This window comes from Paraburkholderia sp. 35.1 (assembly GCF_050436525.1).
GTDB lineage: Bacteria > Pseudomonadota > Gammaproteobacteria > Burkholderiales > Burkholderiaceae > Paraburkholderia > Paraburkholderia tuberum.
Map to the genome: position 1 here is coordinate 3,604,355 of NZ_JBNDMJ010000003.1, position 20,367 is coordinate 3,624,721.

At 64.6% G+C, this 20,367-nt stretch carries 22 protein-coding genes; 14 read left to right on the forward strand and 8 right to left on the reverse strand.

Translation table 11 applies throughout. The features are described from left to right. Positions 1–90: 90 nt before the first annotated feature. Complete coding sequence (locus tag OKW27_RS36905; protein WP_429336356.1) at positions 91–918, reverse strand: ABC transporter permease; 828 nt, start codon at positions 916–918, stop codon at positions 91–93. Positions 919–937: 19 nt separating this feature from the next. Further along, positions 938–1,852, reverse strand: coding sequence for a nodulation factor ABC transporter ATP-binding protein NodI (gene nodI / locus OKW27_RS36910; RefSeq protein ID WP_184063813.1), 915 nt, complete (start codon positions 1,850–1,852; stop codon positions 938–940). 419 nt (positions 1,853–2,271) lie between these two features. On the opposite strand from nodI, the gene OKW27_RS36915 reads away from it, so the two are divergent. After that, complete coding sequence (locus tag OKW27_RS36915; RefSeq protein ID WP_090804531.1) at positions 2,272–2,739, forward strand: universal stress protein; 468 nt, start codon at positions 2,272–2,274, stop codon at positions 2,737–2,739. 118 nt (positions 2,740–2,857) lie between these two features. Here OKW27_RS36915 and OKW27_RS36920 read toward each other — a convergent pair whose 3' ends face one another. The 3 genes from OKW27_RS36920 to lexA all read right to left on the reverse strand — a co-directional run bounded on the left by OKW27_RS36920 (position 2,858) and on the right by lexA (position 4,692). Further along, entirely contained in the window at positions 2,858–3,475 is a 618-nt protein-coding gene (locus OKW27_RS36920) for a DUF2939 domain-containing protein (RefSeq protein WP_429336357.1), read from the reverse strand. 119 nt (positions 3,476–3,594) lie between these two features. Then, positions 3,595–3,939: a hypothetical protein gene (locus OKW27_RS36925; protein ID WP_184043952.1), complete on the reverse strand. Its 345-nt coding sequence runs from the start codon at positions 3,937–3,939 to the stop codon at positions 3,595–3,597. Between the two features lie 102 nt (positions 3,940–4,041). Then, on the reverse strand, positions 4,042–4,692 hold the full coding sequence (gene lexA / locus OKW27_RS36930; protein ID WP_026225415.1) for a transcriptional repressor LexA: 651 nt from the start codon (positions 4,690–4,692) through the stop codon (positions 4,042–4,044). A gap of 311 nt (positions 4,693–5,003) precedes the next feature. Between lexA and OKW27_RS36935 the strand changes: the two genes are divergently transcribed. The 6 genes from OKW27_RS36935 (at position 5,004) to OKW27_RS36960 (ending at position 11,434) form a co-directional block, all read left to right on the forward strand. Next, positions 5,004–6,050 carry a sulfate ABC transporter substrate-binding protein gene (locus OKW27_RS36935; protein ID WP_429336358.1) on the forward strand — a complete coding sequence of 349 codons (1,047 nt, stop codon included), beginning with the start codon at positions 5,004–5,006 and terminating at the stop codon, positions 6,048–6,050. Positions 6,051–6,207: 157 nt separating this feature from the next. Continuing rightward, complete coding sequence (gene cysT / locus OKW27_RS36940; RefSeq protein WP_429336359.1) at positions 6,208–7,104, forward strand: sulfate ABC transporter permease subunit CysT; 897 nt, start codon at positions 6,208–6,210, stop codon at positions 7,102–7,104. Continuing rightward, a complete protein-coding gene (cysW, locus tag OKW27_RS36945; protein WP_429336360.1) occupies positions 7,101–8,108 on the forward strand; it encodes a sulfate ABC transporter permease subunit CysW in 1,008 nt (335 codons plus the stop codon). Before cysT ends, cysW begins: the two co-directional genes overlap by 4 nt. Then, positions 8,109–9,167 carry a sulfate/molybdate ABC transporter ATP-binding protein gene (locus OKW27_RS36950; RefSeq protein ID WP_429336361.1) on the forward strand — a complete coding sequence of 353 codons (1,059 nt, stop codon included), beginning with the start codon at positions 8,109–8,111 and terminating at the stop codon, positions 9,165–9,167. Positions 9,168–9,285: 118 nt separating this feature from the next. Continuing rightward, the gene (locus OKW27_RS36955) at positions 9,286–10,212 is read left to right on the forward strand and encodes a CysB family HTH-type transcriptional regulator (protein WP_090804544.1); all 927 of its coding nucleotides are present in this window, start codon (positions 9,286–9,288) and stop codon (positions 10,210–10,212) included. A 175-nt stretch (positions 10,213–10,387) separates the two neighbouring features. Next, positions 10,388–11,434: an asparaginase gene (locus OKW27_RS36960; RefSeq protein ID WP_429336362.1), complete on the forward strand. Its 1,047-nt coding sequence runs from the start codon at positions 10,388–10,390 to the stop codon at positions 11,432–11,434. Between the two features lie 259 nt (positions 11,435–11,693). On the opposite strand, the gene OKW27_RS36965 is transcribed toward OKW27_RS36960, so the two are convergent. The 3 genes from OKW27_RS36965 to gcl form a co-directional block, all read right to left on the reverse strand. Further along, a complete protein-coding gene (locus OKW27_RS36965) occupies positions 11,694–12,605 on the reverse strand; it encodes a 2-hydroxy-3-oxopropionate reductase (RefSeq protein ID WP_184064829.1) in 912 nt (303 codons plus the stop codon). A gap of 72 nt (positions 12,606–12,677) precedes the next feature. Further along, positions 12,678–13,487 carry a hydroxypyruvate isomerase gene (hyi, locus tag OKW27_RS36970; protein WP_429336363.1) on the reverse strand — a complete coding sequence of 270 codons (810 nt, stop codon included), beginning with the start codon at positions 13,485–13,487 and terminating at the stop codon, positions 12,678–12,680. A 129-nt stretch (positions 13,488–13,616) separates the two neighbouring features. Continuing rightward, entirely contained in the window at positions 13,617–15,392 is a 1,776-nt protein-coding gene (gcl, locus tag OKW27_RS36975) for a glyoxylate carboligase (protein ID WP_187613692.1), read from the reverse strand. Between the two features lie 171 nt (positions 15,393–15,563). Between gcl and OKW27_RS36980 the strand changes: the two genes are divergently transcribed. The 7 genes from OKW27_RS36980 to rplI all read left to right on the forward strand — a co-directional run bounded on the left by OKW27_RS36980 (position 15,564) and on the right by rplI (position 20,224). Continuing rightward, entirely contained in the window at positions 15,564–16,478 is a 915-nt protein-coding gene (locus OKW27_RS36980; RefSeq protein WP_184029161.1) for a substrate binding domain-containing protein, read from the forward strand. Positions 16,479–16,653: 175 nt separating this feature from the next. Continuing rightward, positions 16,654–17,526, forward strand: a complete 873-nt coding sequence (locus OKW27_RS36985) for an RNA polymerase sigma factor (RefSeq protein WP_429336364.1) — start codon at positions 16,654–16,656, stop codon at positions 17,524–17,526. Continuing rightward, on the forward strand, positions 17,516–18,532 hold the full coding sequence (locus tag OKW27_RS36990) for an anti-sigma factor family protein (RefSeq protein WP_429336365.1): 1,017 nt from the start codon (positions 17,516–17,518) through the stop codon (positions 18,530–18,532). Before OKW27_RS36985 ends, OKW27_RS36990 begins: the two co-directional genes overlap by 11 nt. Positions 18,533–18,722: 190 nt before the next feature. Beyond that, positions 18,723–19,097, forward strand: a complete 375-nt coding sequence (gene rpsF / locus OKW27_RS36995) for a 30S ribosomal protein S6 (protein ID WP_013089311.1) — start codon at positions 18,723–18,725, stop codon at positions 19,095–19,097. 69 nt (positions 19,098–19,166) lie between these two features. Beyond that, on the forward strand, positions 19,167–19,466 hold the full coding sequence (priB, locus tag OKW27_RS37000) for a primosomal replication protein N (protein WP_429336366.1): 300 nt from the start codon (positions 19,167–19,169) through the stop codon (positions 19,464–19,466). 2 nt (positions 19,467–19,468) lie between these two features. Then, the gene (gene rpsR / locus OKW27_RS37005) at positions 19,469–19,744 is read left to right on the forward strand and encodes a 30S ribosomal protein S18 (RefSeq protein ID WP_013588504.1); all 276 of its coding nucleotides are present in this window, start codon (positions 19,469–19,471) and stop codon (positions 19,742–19,744) included. A gap of 27 nt (positions 19,745–19,771) precedes the next feature. Continuing rightward, positions 19,772–20,224 (forward strand): 50S ribosomal protein L9, encoded by a 453-nt coding sequence (gene rplI / locus OKW27_RS37010; RefSeq protein ID WP_090804561.1) that lies wholly within the window; start codon positions 19,772–19,774, stop codon positions 20,222–20,224. Positions 20,225–20,367: the final 143 nt, after the last annotated feature.

The following is a 20,367-nucleotide window of genomic DNA, read 5'->3' on the forward strand; positions in this document are numbered from 1 at the left end:
GCGCACAACGATAGCAAACACGCCGTGCGACGACCGACGCGGCGTCGTCTTGCGCGGGTGCAGGCGCAACGCGCCGCCCGCGCGTTCGGCTTACTTCATCATGCGACGCCGAAGCAGGATCGCCGACACGATGAAGCCGCCGATCGCATAAGCGGCCAGCACGCTCACATGGAGCGCCGCGTGCTCCATCGGCCGACCGAGCATCGCCGGGCGCATCAGGTCGACCGCATTGGCGAGCGGCAGTGCGGCAGTCACCGCTTGCGCGGCGCCGGGCAGTTGCGAGATCGGAAAGAACACGCCGGAGAGCAGCAGCATCGGCGTGAGCACGAGCGTCTGATAGAACATGAAAAAGTCGTATGACGGCGCGAGCGCCGTCACGATCATCGCGAGGCTCGCGAACGCGAGACCGGCCAGCACGATGACCGGCAGCGCGAGCAGCATCGACGGAAAACTCGCATAGCCGAGCGCGCCCGCCACCAGCATGATCGCCACACCCGACAACACCGATTTGCTGGCGGCCCACACCACCTCGCCGAGCACGATATCGCCGAGCGTGAGCGGCGTATGCATGATCGCTTCCCACGTGCGCTGCACGTGCATGCGCGAAAAGCCCGAATACATCGACTCGAAGCTCGCCGACATCATCACGCTCGACGGCACCGTGCCCGCCGCGAGGAACGAGATATACGACACGCCGTCGACGTGCCCGACCATCAGCCCGAGCCCGAGGCCGAGACCGAACAGATAGATCATCGGATCGGCGAAGTTGCCGAACATCGACGCGATCGCGAGCTTTTTCCACACCAGGTAATCGCGGCGCCACACCGCGATCCAGTTCGTGGCATTGGCGGGGAAGGCACCGAACGGTTCTTGCGCCGATGGCGTGCCGTCGTGGGTTTCGTAAGTACGTGCGTCCATCAAGTGTCTCGCTATGGATTCAGTCCTGCATTTCGCGACCGGTGAGCCGCAGAAACACATCCTCGAGATTCGCCGGCCGATGCAGATAGCGCAAATCGGCGCGCTGCTTGAGGCGCATATGCACGGGCTGCGCGTCGTTCACGTAACAGAACAGCGTCTCGCCGCTGATCTCGGTGCGCTCGGCGAGCGGCGCGAGTTCGTCGCGCAACGCAAACGGATCGGGGCCGTAGATCTCGATCACGTCGCAGCCGATTTCGGACTCGATCAACTCGCGCGGCGCGCCTTCGGCGATCTTGCGGCCTTCCTCGATCACGCACAGTCGATGACAGAGCCGTTCGGCTTCTTCCATGAAGTGCGTGGTCAGCAGAATGGTCTTGCCGCGCGCGAGCAGCGAGCGCAGCCGCTCCCAGATCAGATGGCGCGCTTGCGGATCGAGACCGGTGGTCGGCTCGTCCATGATCAGCACGTCGGGATCGTTGATCAGCGCGCGCGCGAGCGTGAGGCGCCGCTTCATGCCGCCCGACAGTTCGCTCACGCGCGCGTCCGCCTTGTTCTCGAGGCGAGCGAATTCGAGCAGACCCGGCACCGCCGCGCGACACTGCGCGGCGCTCAGACCGAAGTAGCGACCGAATACGAGCAGATTTTCGCGCACCGTGAAATCGGGATCGAGGTTGTCGAACTGCGGCACCACGCCGACGCGCGAGCGCGCGAGGCGCGCGCGGCCCGGGATCGGCTCGTCGCACAGCCGGATCGCGCCGGCGTCGGGCGCCGCAATGCCGAGCAGCATGCGCAATGTCGTGGTCTTACCGGCGCCGTTGGGGCCGAGCAGCCCGAAGCATTCGCCGGTGTTCACATGAAACGACAATCCGTCGACGACCGTTTTTTCGCCGTAGCTTTTCCTGACCTGATGGAATTCGATGGGGGCGGTGGGCATGGCTCGAGCAAGGCTCCGGAAAAAGACACAACGTACGCGCAAGACACAACATACCTGCGATGCACGCATTGCGCACGCGAAGCCGCTTACTCCAGGTATCGGATCGCTGATGCGAGCGGGTGTCCGGGAACGCGTCATGCGTGGTGTGCGATGCGCTCGTCGGTGTCGATTGGCGCCGCTGATTGGCGGTGGCACGACTGGCACGTCAACCGCCCCGCAGTGTGTCGACGCAGCGTTCGCAAACGAAGTTTTGCATTGCGGCATACGCGTGCAAACGCTGCGTCGGGTCGCCCAACGCTTGTGCAGACAGGATCGGCATGCACCGAGTATGCACTTAGCGTTTTCCATCCCTTGCAAGCCGAATTGCGGCGCACCATGATTGATTCAGACCGCGCTTTCCGCGCGAATGGAGAAAACAGATGGCGAGCTACCAGAAAATCCTGTTGTGCTACGACGGCTCGCGCGAAGGCCGGAAAGCCCTGCGTTGCGGTGCCGATCTGGCGTTGGAACTGAAGGCAGAAACGCATCTGCTGTCGGTCGTCGACATGCGTTCGAGCATCGCGCAGAGCGCGGGCCTGTTGACGGACGTCGCCTGCAGCAGCTTCGAAAAAACGGCCCGCGAGATTCTGCAGGAGGGCGTGAACTGGCTGACCGAGCGAGGCGTGAGCGCGCAAGGGCATTTCGCATTCGGTCATCCGATCGACGAGATCGCCAATCTTGCCAACGAGTTGCAGGTCGACCTCGTGGTGGTGGGTCATCGCTGCCGGACTGGTTTGTCACGGTGGTGGATGGGGGCGGGCAACACACCGCTGCTCGACCGCGTGTCGTGCAGCATTCTGGTGGCGTGCTCGTCCGCGCAGGAGCAGCAGCAGGCGGCTGCGGCGTAATGGGCTAGTGAGGGACGCGAACTCGCGCGCCCCGTCATCTAGCCCAGATGTGAATAGACCCTGTCGCGTGGCCGGCCCCGATGGCCAGCCACGCATCCCATCCGGCCAGGCTTCGATCTCACTGGTTCAGATTGATCGCCGCGAGCTTCCACGTGACCAGACCTTCGCGACGAAAGATTGCCGAATAGTTCGCGTTACCTTCGCCACGCCGGTACGTGACGACAAACTCGTTGAGACTGCGATAGCCGGCCGTGCTTTGACGCCCGGGCGGCGGTGCGCTGGCCTGCGTGGTGGTGTCGCCCGCGGCTGGTGCGGCCGGCGCTTCGCCGCCCGCGGCTGGCGGCGCGGACGGTTGCTCGCCCGGCGTGCCACGCGGCGGCATGCCGTTCAGCAGCGCCGCGACGCCGTCGGGTGTCGCATAGGCATCGACGAGCGGGCCGATCAGCGTCACGCCGATCACCGCGCCGATCGTGGCCATCTTGTTGCCGGCATCCGCCTCGAGCCGGCGTGTCAGCATGGCGCCCACCTGTTGCTTCAGGCTATCGCGTAGCGCGGGAAAGTCCACGTATTGATTGACGGTTTGCGCGTCGCGCGCATCGGCGGCGCGTTTGAGATTGTTCACCGCGAGATACGGTGACGCATAAATAAAGCCCAGCGCGGCAATCACGATCACCACGATCAGCGTGATCAGCAGCGGCCGGGTGGCGCTGCCCTGTATGCGTTTCCGAATTGTCATCGAATGGGACTCCACGTCAGTGATGATCTAACGTCGAGCACGGCGAGGTCGAAACGATCCCATCCCACGCGAATCTCTGAACATCCGAAGTGCTTGTTGCATGCGTACTCAGGATTCGCTCAGGCTTCGAACACCGCGCCGTGCACGTTGGCTTCGTCGGCTATGCAGCGATCGATCATACGGCATACGGCGTCGACCGTGCCGACCATGATCAGTCGCGACGGTCCATGATAGACCCGCACCGGCGCCCGACGCGCGGGCTCGGCGATGTTCAGCGCCGAATTCAGCGACACGCGCGCGAACGCCGGCAATGACGACGGTAGACCGGAAGCTTCGGCAGCCGCGTCGAACAGCGACGGCGTGCGCGCAGCGGGCGCCTCGATTAGCGCGCAGGGCGTGAGCTTGCGCAGATGGCGCAGACGGCCGAACTGGCGAAAGGGCAACAGGCGGGCAAGGCGTTCCATGAGTCTCTCCAGGCGATTCGGCGTAGATGCGGGCGTAGATGCAGGCGTAAATGCGGCTTGGGTCGGACAAACCGGCGCAAGCGTTCTGGCGACAGCGAAAGATCAGAACTCGCTGGGGCGGATCAGCCCGACCGCGATCCCTTCGAGCGCGAAATCGGCGCTGCCGGTTTCCACGAAGATGTTGTCGTAATCGGGGTTTTCGGCGATCAGTTCGATGCCGTTCGGCCGGCGCTTCAGACGCTTGACCGTCACGTCGTCGCCAAGCCGCGCAATGATGATCTGGCCGTCCTTCGCTTCGGTGCGCTTTTGCACCGCGAGCAGGTCGCCGTCGAGAATGCCCGCGTCGCGCATCGACAGGCCGCGCACCTTCAGCAGGTAGTCGGGCTTGCTCGAGAACAGCGCCGGGTCACACGCGTAGTGCTGCGAGATATGTTCCTGCGCGAGGATCGGGCTACCCGCAGCGACCCGGCCGATCAGCGGCAACGACAACTGCATCAGGCCCGCATGCGGCAGGGTGAACTGATACGGCGCGTCCTCCTGCCCGGACAGCAGGCGGATGCCGCGCGACGCGCCGGCCGCGAGTTCGATCACGCCCTTGCGCGCCAGCGCGCGCAGATGCTCTTCCGCGGAATTGGCCGAGCTGAACCCGAGTTCGGCGGCAATTTCCGCGCGAGTGGGCGGAAAGCCGGTGCGTTCGATCGCGCGGCGGATCAGATCGAAAACCTGCTGCTGTCGTGCGGTGAGTTTTGTCATGGCCACTGTATGTATGAACAGGTGACTGTATTTTTATACAGTATTCGGCGCATTTCAAGCTTTACTTTAAGTTCGGCGTAAGGGCCACGCTGGGGCGTCGTTTATCGGCGACATGACGGCGTTGTCGGCGTCCCAACCGCCGGCGCATCTGTCGTTACCACTTTTGAGTATTAAAAAATGAAGAAACATTATTTTTAATAATGAAAGCGCTTCGATAGACTGGCCTCCGGTTGGCGCTCATGTGCACGTGGCCGCGACGCAGAACAACACCAGACGCTCATCAGCGGACCATCACGCGGAGAAAAATTGAAATGAACCATCGGCATATGGGGCTTGCGGCTCGAACCGGAAAACTGATCGCGGCGCTCGCCGTCGGCGCCGCGGGTGCGTTCGGCATGTTGGGCGCGAGCGGCGTCGCGCACGCCGACACCACGCTGTTGAACGTGTCCTACGATCCGACGCGCGAGCTGTATCAGGACATCAATCAGGCATTCGGCAAGGAATGGAAGGCCAGGACCGGCGAAGCCGTCACCTTCAAGCAGTCGCACGGCGGCTCGGGCGCGCAGGCTCGCTCGGTGCTCGACGGACTGCAGGCCGACGTCGTGACGCTTGCGCTCGCCTATGACATCGACGCGCTCGCGAACAAGGGGCTCGTCGACAGGAACTGGCAAAAGCGTCTGCCGGACAACGCATCGCCGTACACGTCGACGATCGTGTTTCTGGTGCGCAAGGGCAACCCGAAGCACATCAAGGATTGGGACGATCTGGTGAAGCCGGGCGTGTCGATCGTGACGCCGAATCCGAAGACCTCGGGCGGCGCGCGCTGGAACTACCTGGCCGCGTGGGCGTACGCCGAGCATCAACCGGGCGGCAACGACCAGAAGGCCAGGGAGTTCGTCGGCAAGCTGTACAGGAACGCCGGCGTGCTCGATTCGGGCGCGCGCGGCGCGACCACGAGCTTCGTGCAGCGCGGTATCGGCGACGTGCTGATCGCGTGGGAAAACGAGGCGTTCCTGGCGCTGAAGGAGTTTGGTCCGGACAAGTTCGAGATCGTGGTGCCGTCGGTGAGCATTCTGGCCGAGCCGCCGGTCGCGGTGGTCGACAAGGTCGTCGACAAACACGGCACGCGCAAGCTGGCCGAGGCGTATCTGAACTTCCTGTATAGCGAGCAAGGTCAGGAGATCGCCGCGCGCAATTTCTATCGTCCGCGTTCCAGCAAGGTGCCCGCCGATCTGACCGCGAAGTTTCCGAAGCTGAAGCTGTACACGATCGACGATTCGTTCGGCGGTTGGACCAACGCGCAGAAGACCCATTTCGCGGACGGCGGCGTGTTCGATTCGATTTATCAGCCGCAGTAAGAACCACCGCCTGAATCACAGCCAGGGGAAAAAGGCGCGCCCAATGGGCGCGCTCGGCTAACCGGGGTCCGGTGGCCAGCAGTGCGGCAGTACCGCAGTACGGCAGCACGGCAAAACGAACAACCGCGCGAGCATCAACCATGAACGAGTATCCAGCATGACCACGTTGACCTTCCGCAAGCCGAGCGCATTGCCCGGTTTTGGCCTGACACTCGGCATCACGGTGGCTTATCTGAGCCTCGTGGTGCTGATTCCATTGGCGGCGACCTTTCTGAAAACCGCGACGCTCGACTGGGATCAGTTCGTGCGCGCGGTCACGTCGCCGCGTGTGCTCGCGTCGTATCGGCTGACGTTTTTCTCGGCGCTAGGCGGCGCGCTGATCAACGCGGTGTTCGGCTTTCTCGTCGCGTGGGTGCTGGTGCGCTACACGTTTCCGTTCAAGCGTATCGTCGATGCGGTCGTCGATCTGCCGTTCGCGTTGCCCACCTCGGTGGCGGGCATTTCGCTCGCGGCCGTGTATGCGGGCAACGGCTGGATCGGCCAGTTCCTCGCGCCGCTCGGCATCAAGATCGCGTTCACGCCGGCGGGCGTGCTGGTCGCACTGACGTTCATCGGCCTGCCGTTCGTCGTGCGCACGGTGCAACCGGTGCTCGAGGAGTTCGAGCGCGAGCAGGAGGAGGCGGCCGCGTGTCTCGGCGCGTCGCGCTGGCTCACGTTTCGCCGCGTCGTGCTGCCGGCCGTGTTGCCGGCGCTGCTGACCGGCTTCGCGCTCGCCTTTGCGCGCGCGCTCGGCGAATACGGCTCGGTCATCTTCATCGCCGGCAATGTGCCGATGAAGTCGGAGATCACGTCGCTCCTGATCATCACGAAGCTCGAGCAATACGACTATGCGGGCGCGACGGCGCTCGCGGTCGTGATGCTGGTCGTGTCGTTCCTGATGCTGCTGTCGATCAACACGCTGCAGTGGTATCTGCAGCGGCGCACGAGCCGCGGCAAGACGGCATCGGCGCCAGTGGCCACGAGCGTCGCCGCTATTGGTGGAGGTGTGCAATGAGCCGCGTTCCGACCCACCCCGCGAGCGTGGCGCGTCGCCCCGATCCGGTCACCGAGCCGGCGCTCGTGCGCTGGCTGCTGATCGGCCTCGCACTGCTGTTTCTCGCGCTGTTTCTGGCCGTGCCGCTCGCCGCGGTGTTCTACCAGGCACTGAACAAGGGGCTGCGTTTTTACTTCGAAGCGCTCGCCGATCCGGATGCGCTGTCGGCGATCAAACTGACGCTGCTCACCGCGGCGATCGCAGTGCCGCTGAACCTCGTGTTCGGCCTTGCGGCGTCGTGGTGTATCGCGAAGTTCGAATTCCGCGGCAAGGCGCTGCTGACCACGTTGATCGACCTGCCGTTTTCGGTGTCGCCGGTGATCTCCGGCCTGATCTACGTGCTGATGTTCGGCGCGCAGGGCTGGTTCGGCCCGTGGCTCGAAGATCACAACGTGCAGATCATCTTCGCGGTGCCGGGCATCGTGCTCGCGACGATCTTCGTCACGTTCCCGTTCGTCGCGCGCGAGCTGATTCCGCTGATGCAGGCGCAGGGCAACGACGAGGAAGAAGCCGCGCACGTGCTCGGCGCATCGGGCTGGCAGACGTTCCGTCGCGTCACGCTGCCGAACGTCAAGTGGGGTCTGCTGTACGGCGTGATTCTGTGCAATGCGCGCGCAATGGGCGAGTTCGGCGCGGTGTCGGTCGTGTCGGGCCATATTCGCGGGCAGACCGACACGATGCCGCTGCACGTCGAAATCCTCTACAACGAGTACAACTTCTCGGCCGCGTTCGCCGTGGCCTCGCTGCTCGCGCTGCTGGCGCTGGTTACGCTGGGGCTCAAGCTGCTGGCCGAGCGTCATATGTCGGCGGAACTGTCGGCGGCGCGCGAAGTGCCTGCGTATGCGGGGCCCGTGTCGCCGTCTGGCGCTTCGCAGGCCAATAGCGCGCAGTCCGCTTCCCATTCGTTTTTCGTCAACGCCACGCCTGCGTCGCAGCGACATCCGCTCAAGCAAGGAGAGCTGTAAATGGGTATCACCGTTCGTAACCTGCAAAAGCGCTTCGGCGATTTCGTCGCGCTCGACAACGTGTCGCTCGACTTTCCGCCGGGCGAACTCGTCGCGCTGCTCGGGCCGTCGGGTTGCGGCAAGACGACGTTGCTGCGTGTGATCGCCGGCCTCGAATACGCGGACGGCGGCCGGGTCGAGCTGCAAGGCCAGGATGTCGCGGCGCTCGGCGCGCGTGAGCGCGAGGTGGGTTTCGTGTTCCAGCACTACGCGCTGTTCCGGCATATGACGGTGTTCGAAAACGTCGCGTTCGGGCTGCGCGTGAAGCCGCGCAAGGAACGTCCGTCCGAGAAGGTGATTCGTGAGAAGGTGCATGAGTTGCTGAAGCTCGTGCAGCTCGACTGGCTCGCGCAGCGCTATCCGTCGGAGCTGTCCGGCGGCCAGCGCCAGCGCATCGCGCTCGCACGTGCGTTGGCCGTGGAGCCGAAGGTGCTGTTGCTCGACGAGCCGTTCGGCGCGCTCGACGCGAAGGTGCGCAAGGAACTGCGCAGCTGGTTGCGTCGTCTGCACGATGATCTGCATATTTCGACGATCTTCGTCACGCACGATCAGGAAGAAGCGCTCGAAGTGGCGGACCGCATCGTCGTGCTCAATCGCGGGCATGTCGAGCAGGTCGGCAGCCCACAGGAGGTGTACGACCATCCGCAGACGCCGTTCGTCTACGAGTTTCTCGGCGCGGCGAACCGTCTGCACGGCAGCGTCGATGCGCAAGGCTTCGTCGTCGATGGCGCGGCGCTGCCGGTCGCGATCGCGGCGGGTTTTAGGGGCCCGGCGTTCGCCTATGTGCGGCCGCACGATCTGCAGTTGTATCCGCAGGCGGCGGGGCATCGCGAGGGCATTGTCGTCGACGTGCGGCGCGTGGTGACGCTCGGCGGTTCGGTGCGCGTCGAGCTCGCCGGTCGCGAGGGCAATCTGCTCGAAGCCGAACTCGATCGCGAAACGTGGCGTGATCTGCAACTCGCGATCGGCGACGGCGTGACCGCGGTGCCGCGCGCGCTGCGGGTGTTTCCGGCGCAGTGAGATGGCGGCGCCGCTGTGCGGCGCTGATGACAAGAGAGGACGTATCGGCCGTACCGCGTGCTTCGCCTGGCATGTGCGGCTCCAATAACTCAACTCTGGCGGAACCGGAGACACAACGATGAATTTCCAGCAATTGCGCTTCGTGCGCGAAGCCGTGCGGCAGAACATGAACCTGACCGAAGTGGCGAACGTGCTCTACACGTCGCAGTCGGGCGTATCGAAGCAGATCAAGGATCTCGAGGACGAACTCGGGGTCGACATCTTCATCCGCCGCGGCAAGCGTCTGACCGGGCTCACCGAACCGGGCAAGGCCGTGCATCAGTTGATCGAGCGGATGCTGCTCGATGCGGAGAATCTGCGCCGCGTCGCGCGTCAGTACGCGGATCAGGACAGCGGCCACCTCGTCGTCGCGACCACCCACACGCAGGCACGCTACGCATTGCCGAAGGTGATTCGGCAGTTCACGTCGGTGTTCCCGAAAGTGCATCTGGCGCTGCGCCAGGGCAGCCCGCAGCAGATCGCGCAGATGATCATCAACGGCGAGGCGGATATCGGCATCTCGACCGAGGCGCTCGACCGTTTTCCCGACATCGTCACGTTCCCGTGCTATTCGTGGCATCACGTCGTGGTGGTGCCGAAGGATCATCCGCTCGTCGGCCGAGCGAATCTGACGCTCGACGAGATCGCCGAATTCCCGATCGTCACCTACGACCAGGACTTCACCGGCCGCTCGCATATCGATCAGGCGTTCGCGAAAGCGGGTGCGTTGCCCGACGTCGTGCTGACCGCGATCGACGCCGACGTGATCAAGACCTACGTTGAACTCGGCATGGGCATCGGCGTGGTCGCGGCAATGGCCTACGACCCGAAGCGCGACAGCGAACTCGTCGCGCTCGACACGCAGCATCTGTTCGAGGCGAGCACGACGCGTGTCGGCTTGCGCAAGGGGGCGTTCCTGCGCGCGTACGCCTATCGGTTGATCGAGATGTTCGCGCCGCAGTTGAGCGAGGCGGACATCGCGGCGCAGTTGCGCGAGGCGGCTTAGGGCTGCGAGCAGCTTAGGGTGGGACTTGCACCCGTCGTCAATACGTGTGATGAGTGCAATTGGGCACCGCATGAGATTTAAGCCCGCTCGCGCGTTGCGCACGCTCGCGCAAGCCGAACCCGCGTCCGGTCTTCCACGCATGGCGACGCGAAGCGCATCGCTTACAATCGCCGCCATGAATACCTCGACTTCTCCCTCTCTCCCGATTTCCCCCGGCCATAGCACCGCGCCGACGCTGCCGCGCATCGCGGTGCTCGCGACCGGCGGCACGATCGCCGGCGCGGCCCCGGATGCGGCCAATACGTCGGGCTATCAGGCGGGCGTCGTCGGCGTCGATCAACTGCTCGAGGCGGTGCCGGCGCTGTCCGCGGTCGCGCGAATCGCGCCCGAGCAGATCGCCAGCGTCGACAGCAAGGACATGTCGCTGCCGCTGTGGACCACGCTCGCGCAACGCATCAACACGCTGCTCGCGACGGACGACGTCGACGGCCTGGTGGTCACGCACGGTACCGATACGCTCGAAGAAACCGCCTATCTGCTGCATCTGACCGTCAAATCGGACAAGCCGGTCGTGCTGACCGCGGCGATGCGCCCAGCGTCGGCGCTCTCCGCCGACGGTCCGCTGAACCTGCTAAACGCGGTGACGGTCGCCGCGCACGCGGCGGCACGCGGGCAGGGCGTGCTGGTTGCGTTCAACAACCGGATTCACAGCGCGCGCGACGTCGTGAAAACGAGCACCTATGCGGTCGATGCGTTCCAGTCGCCCGAAATTGGCGCGCTCGGCTGGGTGCAGGATGGCCGCGTCGAGTTCCAGCGCGGCGTGGTGCGCGCGCATACGGTCGCGAGTGAATTCGCAATCGATGCGGCGTGGCCGCAGGTGGAGATCGTCACGAGCTATGCGGGCGTGTCGCGGATCGCCATCGATGCGCTGGTGGCCGCGGATGTGCGCGGCATCGTCGTGGCGGGAACGGGCAATGGCTCGATCCACCAGTCGTTGCAACAGGCACTGGCGGATGCCGCGTTGCGCGGCGTGGCGGTGGTGCGCTCGTCGCGCGTGGGTTCGGGGCATGTGATGCGCAACGGCGCGGCGGCCGACGACGCGCTCGGTTTCGTCAGCGCCGGTTCGCTGAATCCGTACAAGGCGAGGGTGCTGCTGATGCTGGCGCTGGCCGCGGGCCACACTGCGCCGGCGGCGTTGCAGAAGGTGTTCGATACGTATTGATTGGCGAATCCGACAGCCGGACACCCGACGACGACGTCTGACCGACCAAGGCTTCCCCGTCACCGACGGGTGCCGCTGCGGACCCCACTTGCCGCTCTCAGCCCAGAGCGGCGCGATTTGCCCGTTGCGCCGCGCCGGCAACCCAAGCTGCCGTGCAACGAACGGGCGCCCCACCTGTGTTCACCGTGAGCTCGCCGATGCCGAAGCGGCAACCGGCGGAATCAACGGCGAGCTGAACTGAAGAGGAAGCACGAAGACTTCAAGCCGCCTTCGCTTCTTCACTGTCCGGCGCCTGCGCGACCTCATGATTCGCCATGATTTCGAGCGCGCGCACCATCGCCGAGTGATCCCACGCCTTGCCGCCGTTCGCGGCGCAGACGCTGAACAGTTGCTGCGCGCTCGCGGTATGCGGCAGCGCGATGCCGAGCTTACGCGCGCCATCGAGCGCGAGATTCAAGTCCTTCTGATGCAACTCGATCCGGAAACCCGGATTGAACCTGCGCTTCGTCATGCGCTCGCCATGCACTTCGAGAATCCGCGACGACGCGAAGCCGCCCATCAGCGCGCGCCGCACCCGCTCTGGGTCGGCGCCCGAGCGCGACGCGAACAGCAGCGCTTCCGCGACCGCTTCGATGTTCAGCGCGACGATGATCTGGTTCGCGACCTTGCAGGTCTGACCCGCGCCGTTGTCGCCGATCAGCGAGATGTTCTTGCCCATCAGCTCGAACAACGGCTTGGCCAGCGCAAAGGCTTTCTCGGGACCGCCGACCATGATCGTCAGCGACGCATCCCGCGCGCCGATTTCGCCGCCCGACACCGGCGCATCGAGATAGTCGACGCCGAGCGCGTTGATCTTCTTCGCGAACGCCTGGGTGTCGAGCGGCGAGATCGAGCTCATGTCGATGACGAGCTTGCCTTTGGTGAGGCCGGCGGCGACGCCGTCGTCGGCGAACAGCACGTTGGCGACGTCCGGCGTGTCCGGCACCATGATGATGACGATGTCGGCGGCCTGCGCGACCGCGGTCGAACTGGCGACCACGCTCGTGCTCTTCGCGATGTCGTCCGGTACCGGATACGCGCCGTTCACGAACAGCGAGTGACCGCCCTTGATGAGGTTGCGCGCCATGTGCGCGCCCATGATGCCGAGTCCGATGAAGCCGATCTTTGCCATGTGTGTGAATCTCCAGGTTGATAGGGGGCGTGCGTTGAGGCTTCAGGGTTCCATCAGGAACCCTAAGGCGCCTCAAGCCGCCGCATGCGCCGCGCCACGCGCCTGACCTGCCACGCTTTGCACCCAGCCGAGGCCGGCATCGGTCGTCGTGCGCGGCTTGTATTCGCAACCGACGTAGCCGTCGTAGCCGAGCGAGTCGAGCAGCGCGAACAGATACGGATAGTTGATCTCGCCGGTGCCCGGTTCGTGCCGCCCGGGGTTGTCCGCGAGCTGGACATGCGCGATCTGCGCGAGGTTCTTTTCGATTGTCGCCGCGAGTTCGCCTTCCATCCGCTGCATGTGATAGATGTCGTATTGCAGGAACAGATTGTCCGAGCCGACCTCGCGAATCACGTCGAGTCCATCGCGCGAACGGTTCAGCGCGAAGCCCGGAATGTCGTACGAGTTGCATGGCTCGACGAGCAGCCGGATGCCGGCCTTCTTGAGCTCGCGCGCGGCAAACCGCAGGTTGTCGACGATCGTTGCGCGGGCGGTGTCGGCGTCGACGTTCGCGCCCGGAATGCCAACGAGGCAGTTCAGTTGCGGCACCTTCAACGCGCTTGCATATTCGATCGCGCGGCCCACGCCTTCCTGAAACTCGGCGACCCGATCGGGCAGGCACGCGATGCCGCGTTCGCCGGCTTCCCAGTTGCCGGCCGGCAGGTTGTGCAGCACCAGCTTGAGGCGGTTCTGTTGCAGACGTTCGCTCAATTCGGCGATCGAATACGGATAGGGAAACAGAAATTCGACGGCATGAAAGCCGGCGTTGGCCGCCGCCGCGAAACGGTCGAGGAACGGCACTTCGTTGAACAGCATCGTCAGGTTCGCTGCGAATTTAGGCATGGTGCTTTTGTCTCTCAGGTCGGTCAGGGAGTGGCGCGCTGGTCGTGATGAGGCGAGGGCGCGGAGCATGAGCTCGGCCCTCGCGCATCGAGCGCGCTGAATGCTGCGAATACCGCGAAGACGCAACGCTCAATCGAGCAGGCTGATCGCCGTCGGCGCGTCCTCGCGCTTTTCCGCGAGTTCCTCGAACTCGTTGATCGCGTCGATCTCGGTGCCCATCGAGATGTTGGTCACGCGTTCGAGAATCACTTCGACGATCACCGGCACGTTGAACTCGGCGAGCATCGACTGCGCTTTTTGCAGCGCCGGCTTCAGCTCTTCCGGCTTGAACACGCGAATCGCCTTGCAGCCGAGACCTTCGGCGACGGCGACGTGATCGACGCCATAGCCGTTCATCTCCGGCGAGTTGATGTTCTCGAAGCCGAGCTGCACGCAGTAGTCCATTTCGAACGCGCGCTGCGCCTGGCGAATCAGCCCGAGGTACGAGTTGTTCACGACGACATGCACGTACGGCAGCTTGAATTGCGCGCCGGCCGCAAGCTCCTCGATCATGAACTGGAAGTCGTAGTCGCCGGACAGCGCGACGATCGGCCGTTGCGGGTCGGCCGCGCGCACGCCGAGCGCCGCCGGAATCGTCCAGCCGAGCGGGCCGGCCTGACCGCAGTTGATCCAGTTGCGCGCCTTGTACACGTGCAGGAATTGCGCGGCGGCGATCTGCGACAGGCCGATCGTGCTCACGTAGCACGTGTCGCGGCCGAACACCTGGTTCATCTCTTCGTAGACGCGCTGCGGCTTCATCGGCACGTTGTCGAAGTGCGTCTTGCGCAGCATCGTGCGCTTGCGTTGCTGGCAATCGGCGACCCACGCGGCGCGATCCTTCAGCTTGCCCGCGGCCTTCCATTCGCTGGCGACTTCGACGAACAGTTCGAGCGCGGCCTTCGCGTCCGACACGATGCCGAGATCCGGGCCGAACACGCGGCCGATCTGCGTCGGTTCGATATCGACGTGCACGAACTTGCGCCCCTTCGTATAGACATCGACGCTGCCGGTGTGACGGTTGGCCCAGCGGTTGCCGATGCCGAGCACGAAGTCGGACGCGAGCATCGTCGCGTTGCCGTAGCGATGCGAGGTCTGCAGACCGACCATGCCGGCCATCAGCGGATGGTCGTCGGGAATCGCGCCCCACGACATCAGCGTTGGGATCACCGGCACGCCGAGCGTTTCGGCGAACTTCACGAGCAGATCCTCGGCCACGGCGTTCAGCACGCCGCCGCCCGACACGATCAGCGGCTTGTCCGCATCGTTGAGCAGCGTCAGCGCTGCCTCGATCTGCTTGCGGGTCGCCTTCGGCTTGTAGACCGGCAGCGGCTCGTACGTGTCGATGTCGAATTCGATTTCGGCGAGCTGCACGTCGATCGGCAGATCGACCAGCACCGGGCCCGGGCGGCCCGAGCGCATCAGATGGAACGCCTGCTGGAACACACGCGGCACCAGCGCCGGCTCGCGCACGGTCACGGCCCACTTGGTGACGGGCTTGGCGATCGATTCGATATCGACGGCCTGGAAGTCTTCCTTGTACAGACGCGCGCGCGGCGCCTGGCCTGTGATAGCCAGAATAGGAATCGAGTCGGCCTGCGCGGAGTACAAACCGGTGATCATGTCGGTGCCCGCGGGGCCCGAGGTGCCGATGCACACGCCGATGTTGCCCGGCTGCGCGCGGGTGTAGCCCTCGGCCATGTGCGATGCGCCCTCCACATGGCGCGCGAGCACGTGGCTGATGCCGCCGGCTTTGCGCATCGCCGAGTAGAACGGGTTGATCGCGGCGCCCGGCACGCCGAACGCGGTATCGATGCCTTCTTTTTCGAGCACCAGAACGGCGGCGTCGACGGCTCTCATTTTGGCCATGAATGTCTCCTCAAGGTCGGGAATTACGTCGGTTGAGGGACACTGTAGGCCTGCGCCAAAGGTTTGATAAGATCAGTCCGGGTCGCTTATTCCGAAACAAAAAGTATGGAATGACGTGAAGCCCGGCGCACGGCCGGCATCAGCCCGGCAAGAGACAGGTGGGAGACGAACATGGACCGCTTCAAACAGATCGAAACCTTCGTGCGGGTCGCCGATGCGGGCAGTCTCGCGGCGGCGGCGCTGGAGGAAGGGGTGTCGCCGGTGATTCTCGGGCGGCGCATCGATGCGCTCGAGAAGCGCCTCGGCGTGAAGCTGATGTATCGCACGACACGGCGGCTCGTCGTCAGCGAGGACGGCGCCGCGTTTCTCGAACGCTGCCGCGGGCTTCTCAGCGAATGGGATCAGGCGGAAAACGAACTGAGCGCGGGGCGCCGCGCGGTGAACGGCCATCTGATCGTGTCGGCGCCCGCCGCGTTCGGGCGTAAGCACGTCGCGCCGCTCGCGCCTGCATTTCTGCGCGACAAACCCGAGTTGCAGATGTCGTTCAATCTGACCGACCGGGTCGTCGATCTGGTGCGCGAGGGCTACGATCTGTCGATCCGCATCGGCGGCGCGGTCGATCCGAACTTCGTCGCGGTGAAGCTCGCGTCGAACCGGCGCGTGGTGTGCGGTACGCCCGACTATTTTCGCCGTCACGGTAAGCCCAAGACGCTCGAGGATCTGCCGGCCCACAACTGTCTCGCGTTCAATCTGCAAGGCGGGCAGAACCGCGGCTGGTATTTCCGCCGCAACGGCAAGCTCGCGACGGTGCGGGTGGGCGGCTCGCTCGACTGCAACGATGGCGAACTGCTGCATCGCTGGGTTTCGGAGGGGCTCGGACTCGGCTGGCGTTCGACGTGGGAAATCCAGCGGCAGCTCGCGCGCGGCGAGCTCGAAACCGTGCTCGACGATTATGCGCTGCCCGATTACGACATTCTTGCGGTCTATCCGCAGCAGCGCTTCGTGCCGGCGCGCGTGCGCTATTTCATCGACTATCTGAAAGACGTGTACGCGAGCGACGACTACTGGAACCGGCCATCGTACTAGCTGGCGAGCGGCGCGCGCAGGCGATCGCGGTCTTTCTTGCGAATGCTCGCCTGAGTCGGGAATAAACTCGGTCGATGGCCAGTTCTGCTGTGAAAGACACGTCGGGAACGACACCACGCGGGACGCGCGACAGCGACCCGCACGACGCAGCCGCCATGCCCTTGGAGGGGCCCACGTGGTCCAGACCGATTCAGACGCCGATGCCGATGCAGCGAAAAGCCGCCGCTTCCAGCAGCTGGCGTTGCCGCATCTCGACGCCGCGTACAACCTCGCGCGCTGGCTGTGCGGCAATCCGAACGATGCCGAGGACGTCGTGCAGGAAGCGTTCATGCGCGCGTTCCGCTTCTTCGATACGTTTCGCGGCGACTCCGCGCGGCCGTGGCTGCTCGCGATCGTGCGCCGCACCTGGTACACGGAATGGCGCCGGCGCGCGCCGTCGCACGACAGGCTCGAATTCGACGAAACGATGGACGACGCGACCCTCGACGGCTGGAGCGCGGGCGGCGACGATCCCCAGACGCTGCTGATCCGCGACGAGGATGCACGCCAGGTACACGACGCGTTGGCGCGTTTGCCGGTCGAGTATCGCGAGGTGCTGATCTTGCGCGAGCTCGAGGAGATGGGATATCGGGAGATCGCGGTGGTGGCCGATGTGCCGATCGGTACGGTGATGTCGCGGCTCGCGCGTGGGCGGCGCAAGCTGGCGGAGGTATTGATGGCGCAGCAGCGAGGCGGGGGGGAGTCGGTTGGCGGGGGGCGCAAAGGCGGGCAGGGTGACCGGCGCGGGTCGACGCAAGCGCCGCTGGAGCAGGGGGCGCAGTCCGGGCGAGTCGTGCAGTCGGCGGCAGTCGCGCCCTCGGGGTCGTCCACGCCCTGCGCGGCGTCCGACCGGCCACCGCGAAGTTCCGGCGACGGCCGCGCGGCATCATCGGCGGTCGTGCCCGCCACCGCAACAGTGACGCAACTCCGGGCGTTTGCCGACGGCCGGCCCCTCAACATTCCCGGCGCTGCCGCCGACCCCGCTCAGGAGACGCCGGATGGACTGTAACGAAGCTCGGCCGCTCCTCGAGGCGAATGCCGATCACGAACTGCCGGCACCCGATGCGCGCCGGGTCCAGCAGCATATCGAGAGCTGCGACGACTGCCGGCGCGCGAGCGACAACCTGCGCGCGCTGAGCGGCGCGCTGCGCGCGGGGCCGTATCATCGGGCGCCGCAGTCGTTGCGGGCGCGGGTCGTGGCGGGCTTGCCCGGCGCGGTCGAGGGAGGAACTGCGGGGTTGGCCACGACGGCGGCGCCTGAAGATGCGGAGGAGGAGTCTACCGGCAGCGCTAGCGCCGGGATGAGCGACATGGCGACGTACGAACCTCAGCGTCAGCGTCGGTGGGCGCGGCGGCCCGCGTGGCTCGACCGGTGGCTCAGTGGCTTCAGCGGTCCGGGTCGCTCGGGCGATTCACGCGGCCGGCTAATCGGCGTCAACGGACCGCATGCCGCCGGCGGCGCCAACCGCGTGGTCGCGCGCGGCGGTCTCGCGGTGCTCGTGATTGCGCTGTGTGTGGCCACCGCTGTCCTGACGCTGACGCTGCGCCGTCCCGCCGAATTCACGCCATTCACCGACGAACTCGTCGAAAGCCATGTGCGCGCGCAGGTTTCCGGCCGCGACATCGACGTAATTTCGACCGACCGTCACACGGTCAAGCCATGGTTCAACGGTCGGCTCGACTATTCGCCGCCGGTCGAGGACCTCGCGGCGGCCGGCTTCGCGCTGGAGGGGGGCCGGCTCGACTACCTCGCGCACCAGCGGGTCGCGGTGCTCGTGTACCGCTACGGCAAGCACGTGATCGACGTGTATGTGTTTCCGCAGTCCACGACGCGTGGCATTGACGGCGCGGCCCCGGCATCGCTCGCCCACGACGGCTATTCGATCGCGCACTGGGACGCGGCGGGCATGACCTGGTGGGCGATCTCGGACGCCGCACCCGATGCGCTCAAGGGACTCGAAGCGGCGCTCAGAGCGCGTTTGCAGAGCGGCAGCCAGCGCACGGAAGCGGGTTGAGGGGCAAGGACGGCCCGACTTCCGCGACCCACCCCCTAAGCTCTTGAAAATACATCCGATTCCGCCACCGAATCGGCGGAATTCCTTGCAACCCGTCCCCATTCGGGTTAGACTCTTGGGCTTCTCACTTGCCGCACCGGTTCCGACGCCCGGGCGGCTTCTATCCAAAAGTCAGCACAAGGAGTGTGTAATGCGTCATTACGAAATCGTCTTTATCGTGCATCCCGATCAAAGCGAGCAGGTGCCCGCCATGATCGAGCGTTACAAGAGCACGATCACGTCGCACGGTGGTCAGATCCACCGCGTCGAAGACTGGGGCCGTCGCCAACTGGCCTACATGATCGAGAAACTCGCGAAGGCTCACTACGTCTGCATGAACATCGAGTGCGACCAGACGACGCTCGACGAGCTGGAACACGCATTCAAGTTCAACGACGCCGTTCTGCGTCACCTCATCGTCAAGATGAAGAAGGCCGAAACCGGCCCGTCGCCGATGATGAAGGAAGTGCAGCGCGAAGAAGCCAAGAAGTCGGCAGCAGCTCAGCCGACCGAAGCGCAGGCTTAAGACTCATTATTTAAGCTGCCAGACACGCAGCGTCGCTCCGCTCACGTACACGAAGACATAAACAGGTACATGAACCGGCTGCAACTTACGGCGAGCGTCGTCGAACGCGAACCGGTGCGGTACACCCCCGCTGGCGTTCCGATTGCCAGCTGCACGTTGCACCACCGCACGGAAGTCGTCGAGGCGGGCATTGCCCGTCAGGTCGAACTGACCATGCAGGCGGTCGCCGCGGGCGAAGCGAGCGGTAAGCTCGAAAACTGTCAGATGGGCGTCGAAACGCTCTTCATAGGTTTTCTGGCTAAAAAGCACCGTAACGCGCGAACTCTGGTATTTCACATCACAGCATTGCAGGACATTGGAAAGGACTAATCATGCCCCGCCCGACTGGTAAGAAATTCGACAAGCGTCGTCAGCAACAGAACCCGCTCTTCAAGCGCAAGAAGTTCTGCCGTTTCACGGCTGCTGGCGTCGAGTACATCGACTACAAAGACATCGAAACGCTGAAGGACTTCATCGGCGAGAACGGCAAGATCACGCCGGCACGTCTCACGGGTACCAAGGCGCATTATCAACGCCAGCTGGACACGGCTATCAAGCGCGCACGTTTCCTCGCGCTGGTGCCGTACACCGACCAGCACAAGGCCTAACCCGACGACGCGATAAGGAGCATCCGAATGCAAATCATTCTTCTGGAAAAAGTCGTCAATCTGGGTAACCTCGGCGACATAGTGAAGGTCAAGGACGGTTACGCACGTAACTTCCTGATCCCGAACAAGAAAGCTCGCCGTGCAACGAAGGAAGCCCTCGCTGAATTCGAAGTGCGCCGCGCAGAACTCGAAAAGCACGCCGCTGAAAAGCTGGCAGCCGCTCAGGCTCAAGGCGAAAAGCTGGCAGGCCAGACCGTTCAGATCAAACAGAAGGCTGGCGTCGACGGCCGTCTGTTCGGCTCGGTGACGAACGCTGACATCGCCGAAGCGCTCGGCAAGCAAGGCTTCGCAGTGGAAAAGGCGCAAGTGCGTCTGCCGGAAGGCCCGCTGAAGATGGTTGGCGAGCACCCGGTTCAGGTTTCGCTGCACACCGACGTTCTCGTCGATGTGACGGTGGCCGTGATCGGCGAGCACGTCTAAGCCGACCGCATCAAGCATCAGGCAGGATCAGCCAGCGTATTGCTGGTGAAGAGCAGGGGCCGGGAAACCGGCCCCTGCTTTTTTTGGTGCGCCAGGCATGGCGCGTAGCGCCGTGACTGGCGCTGTCCGACCCGCTGTGGTGG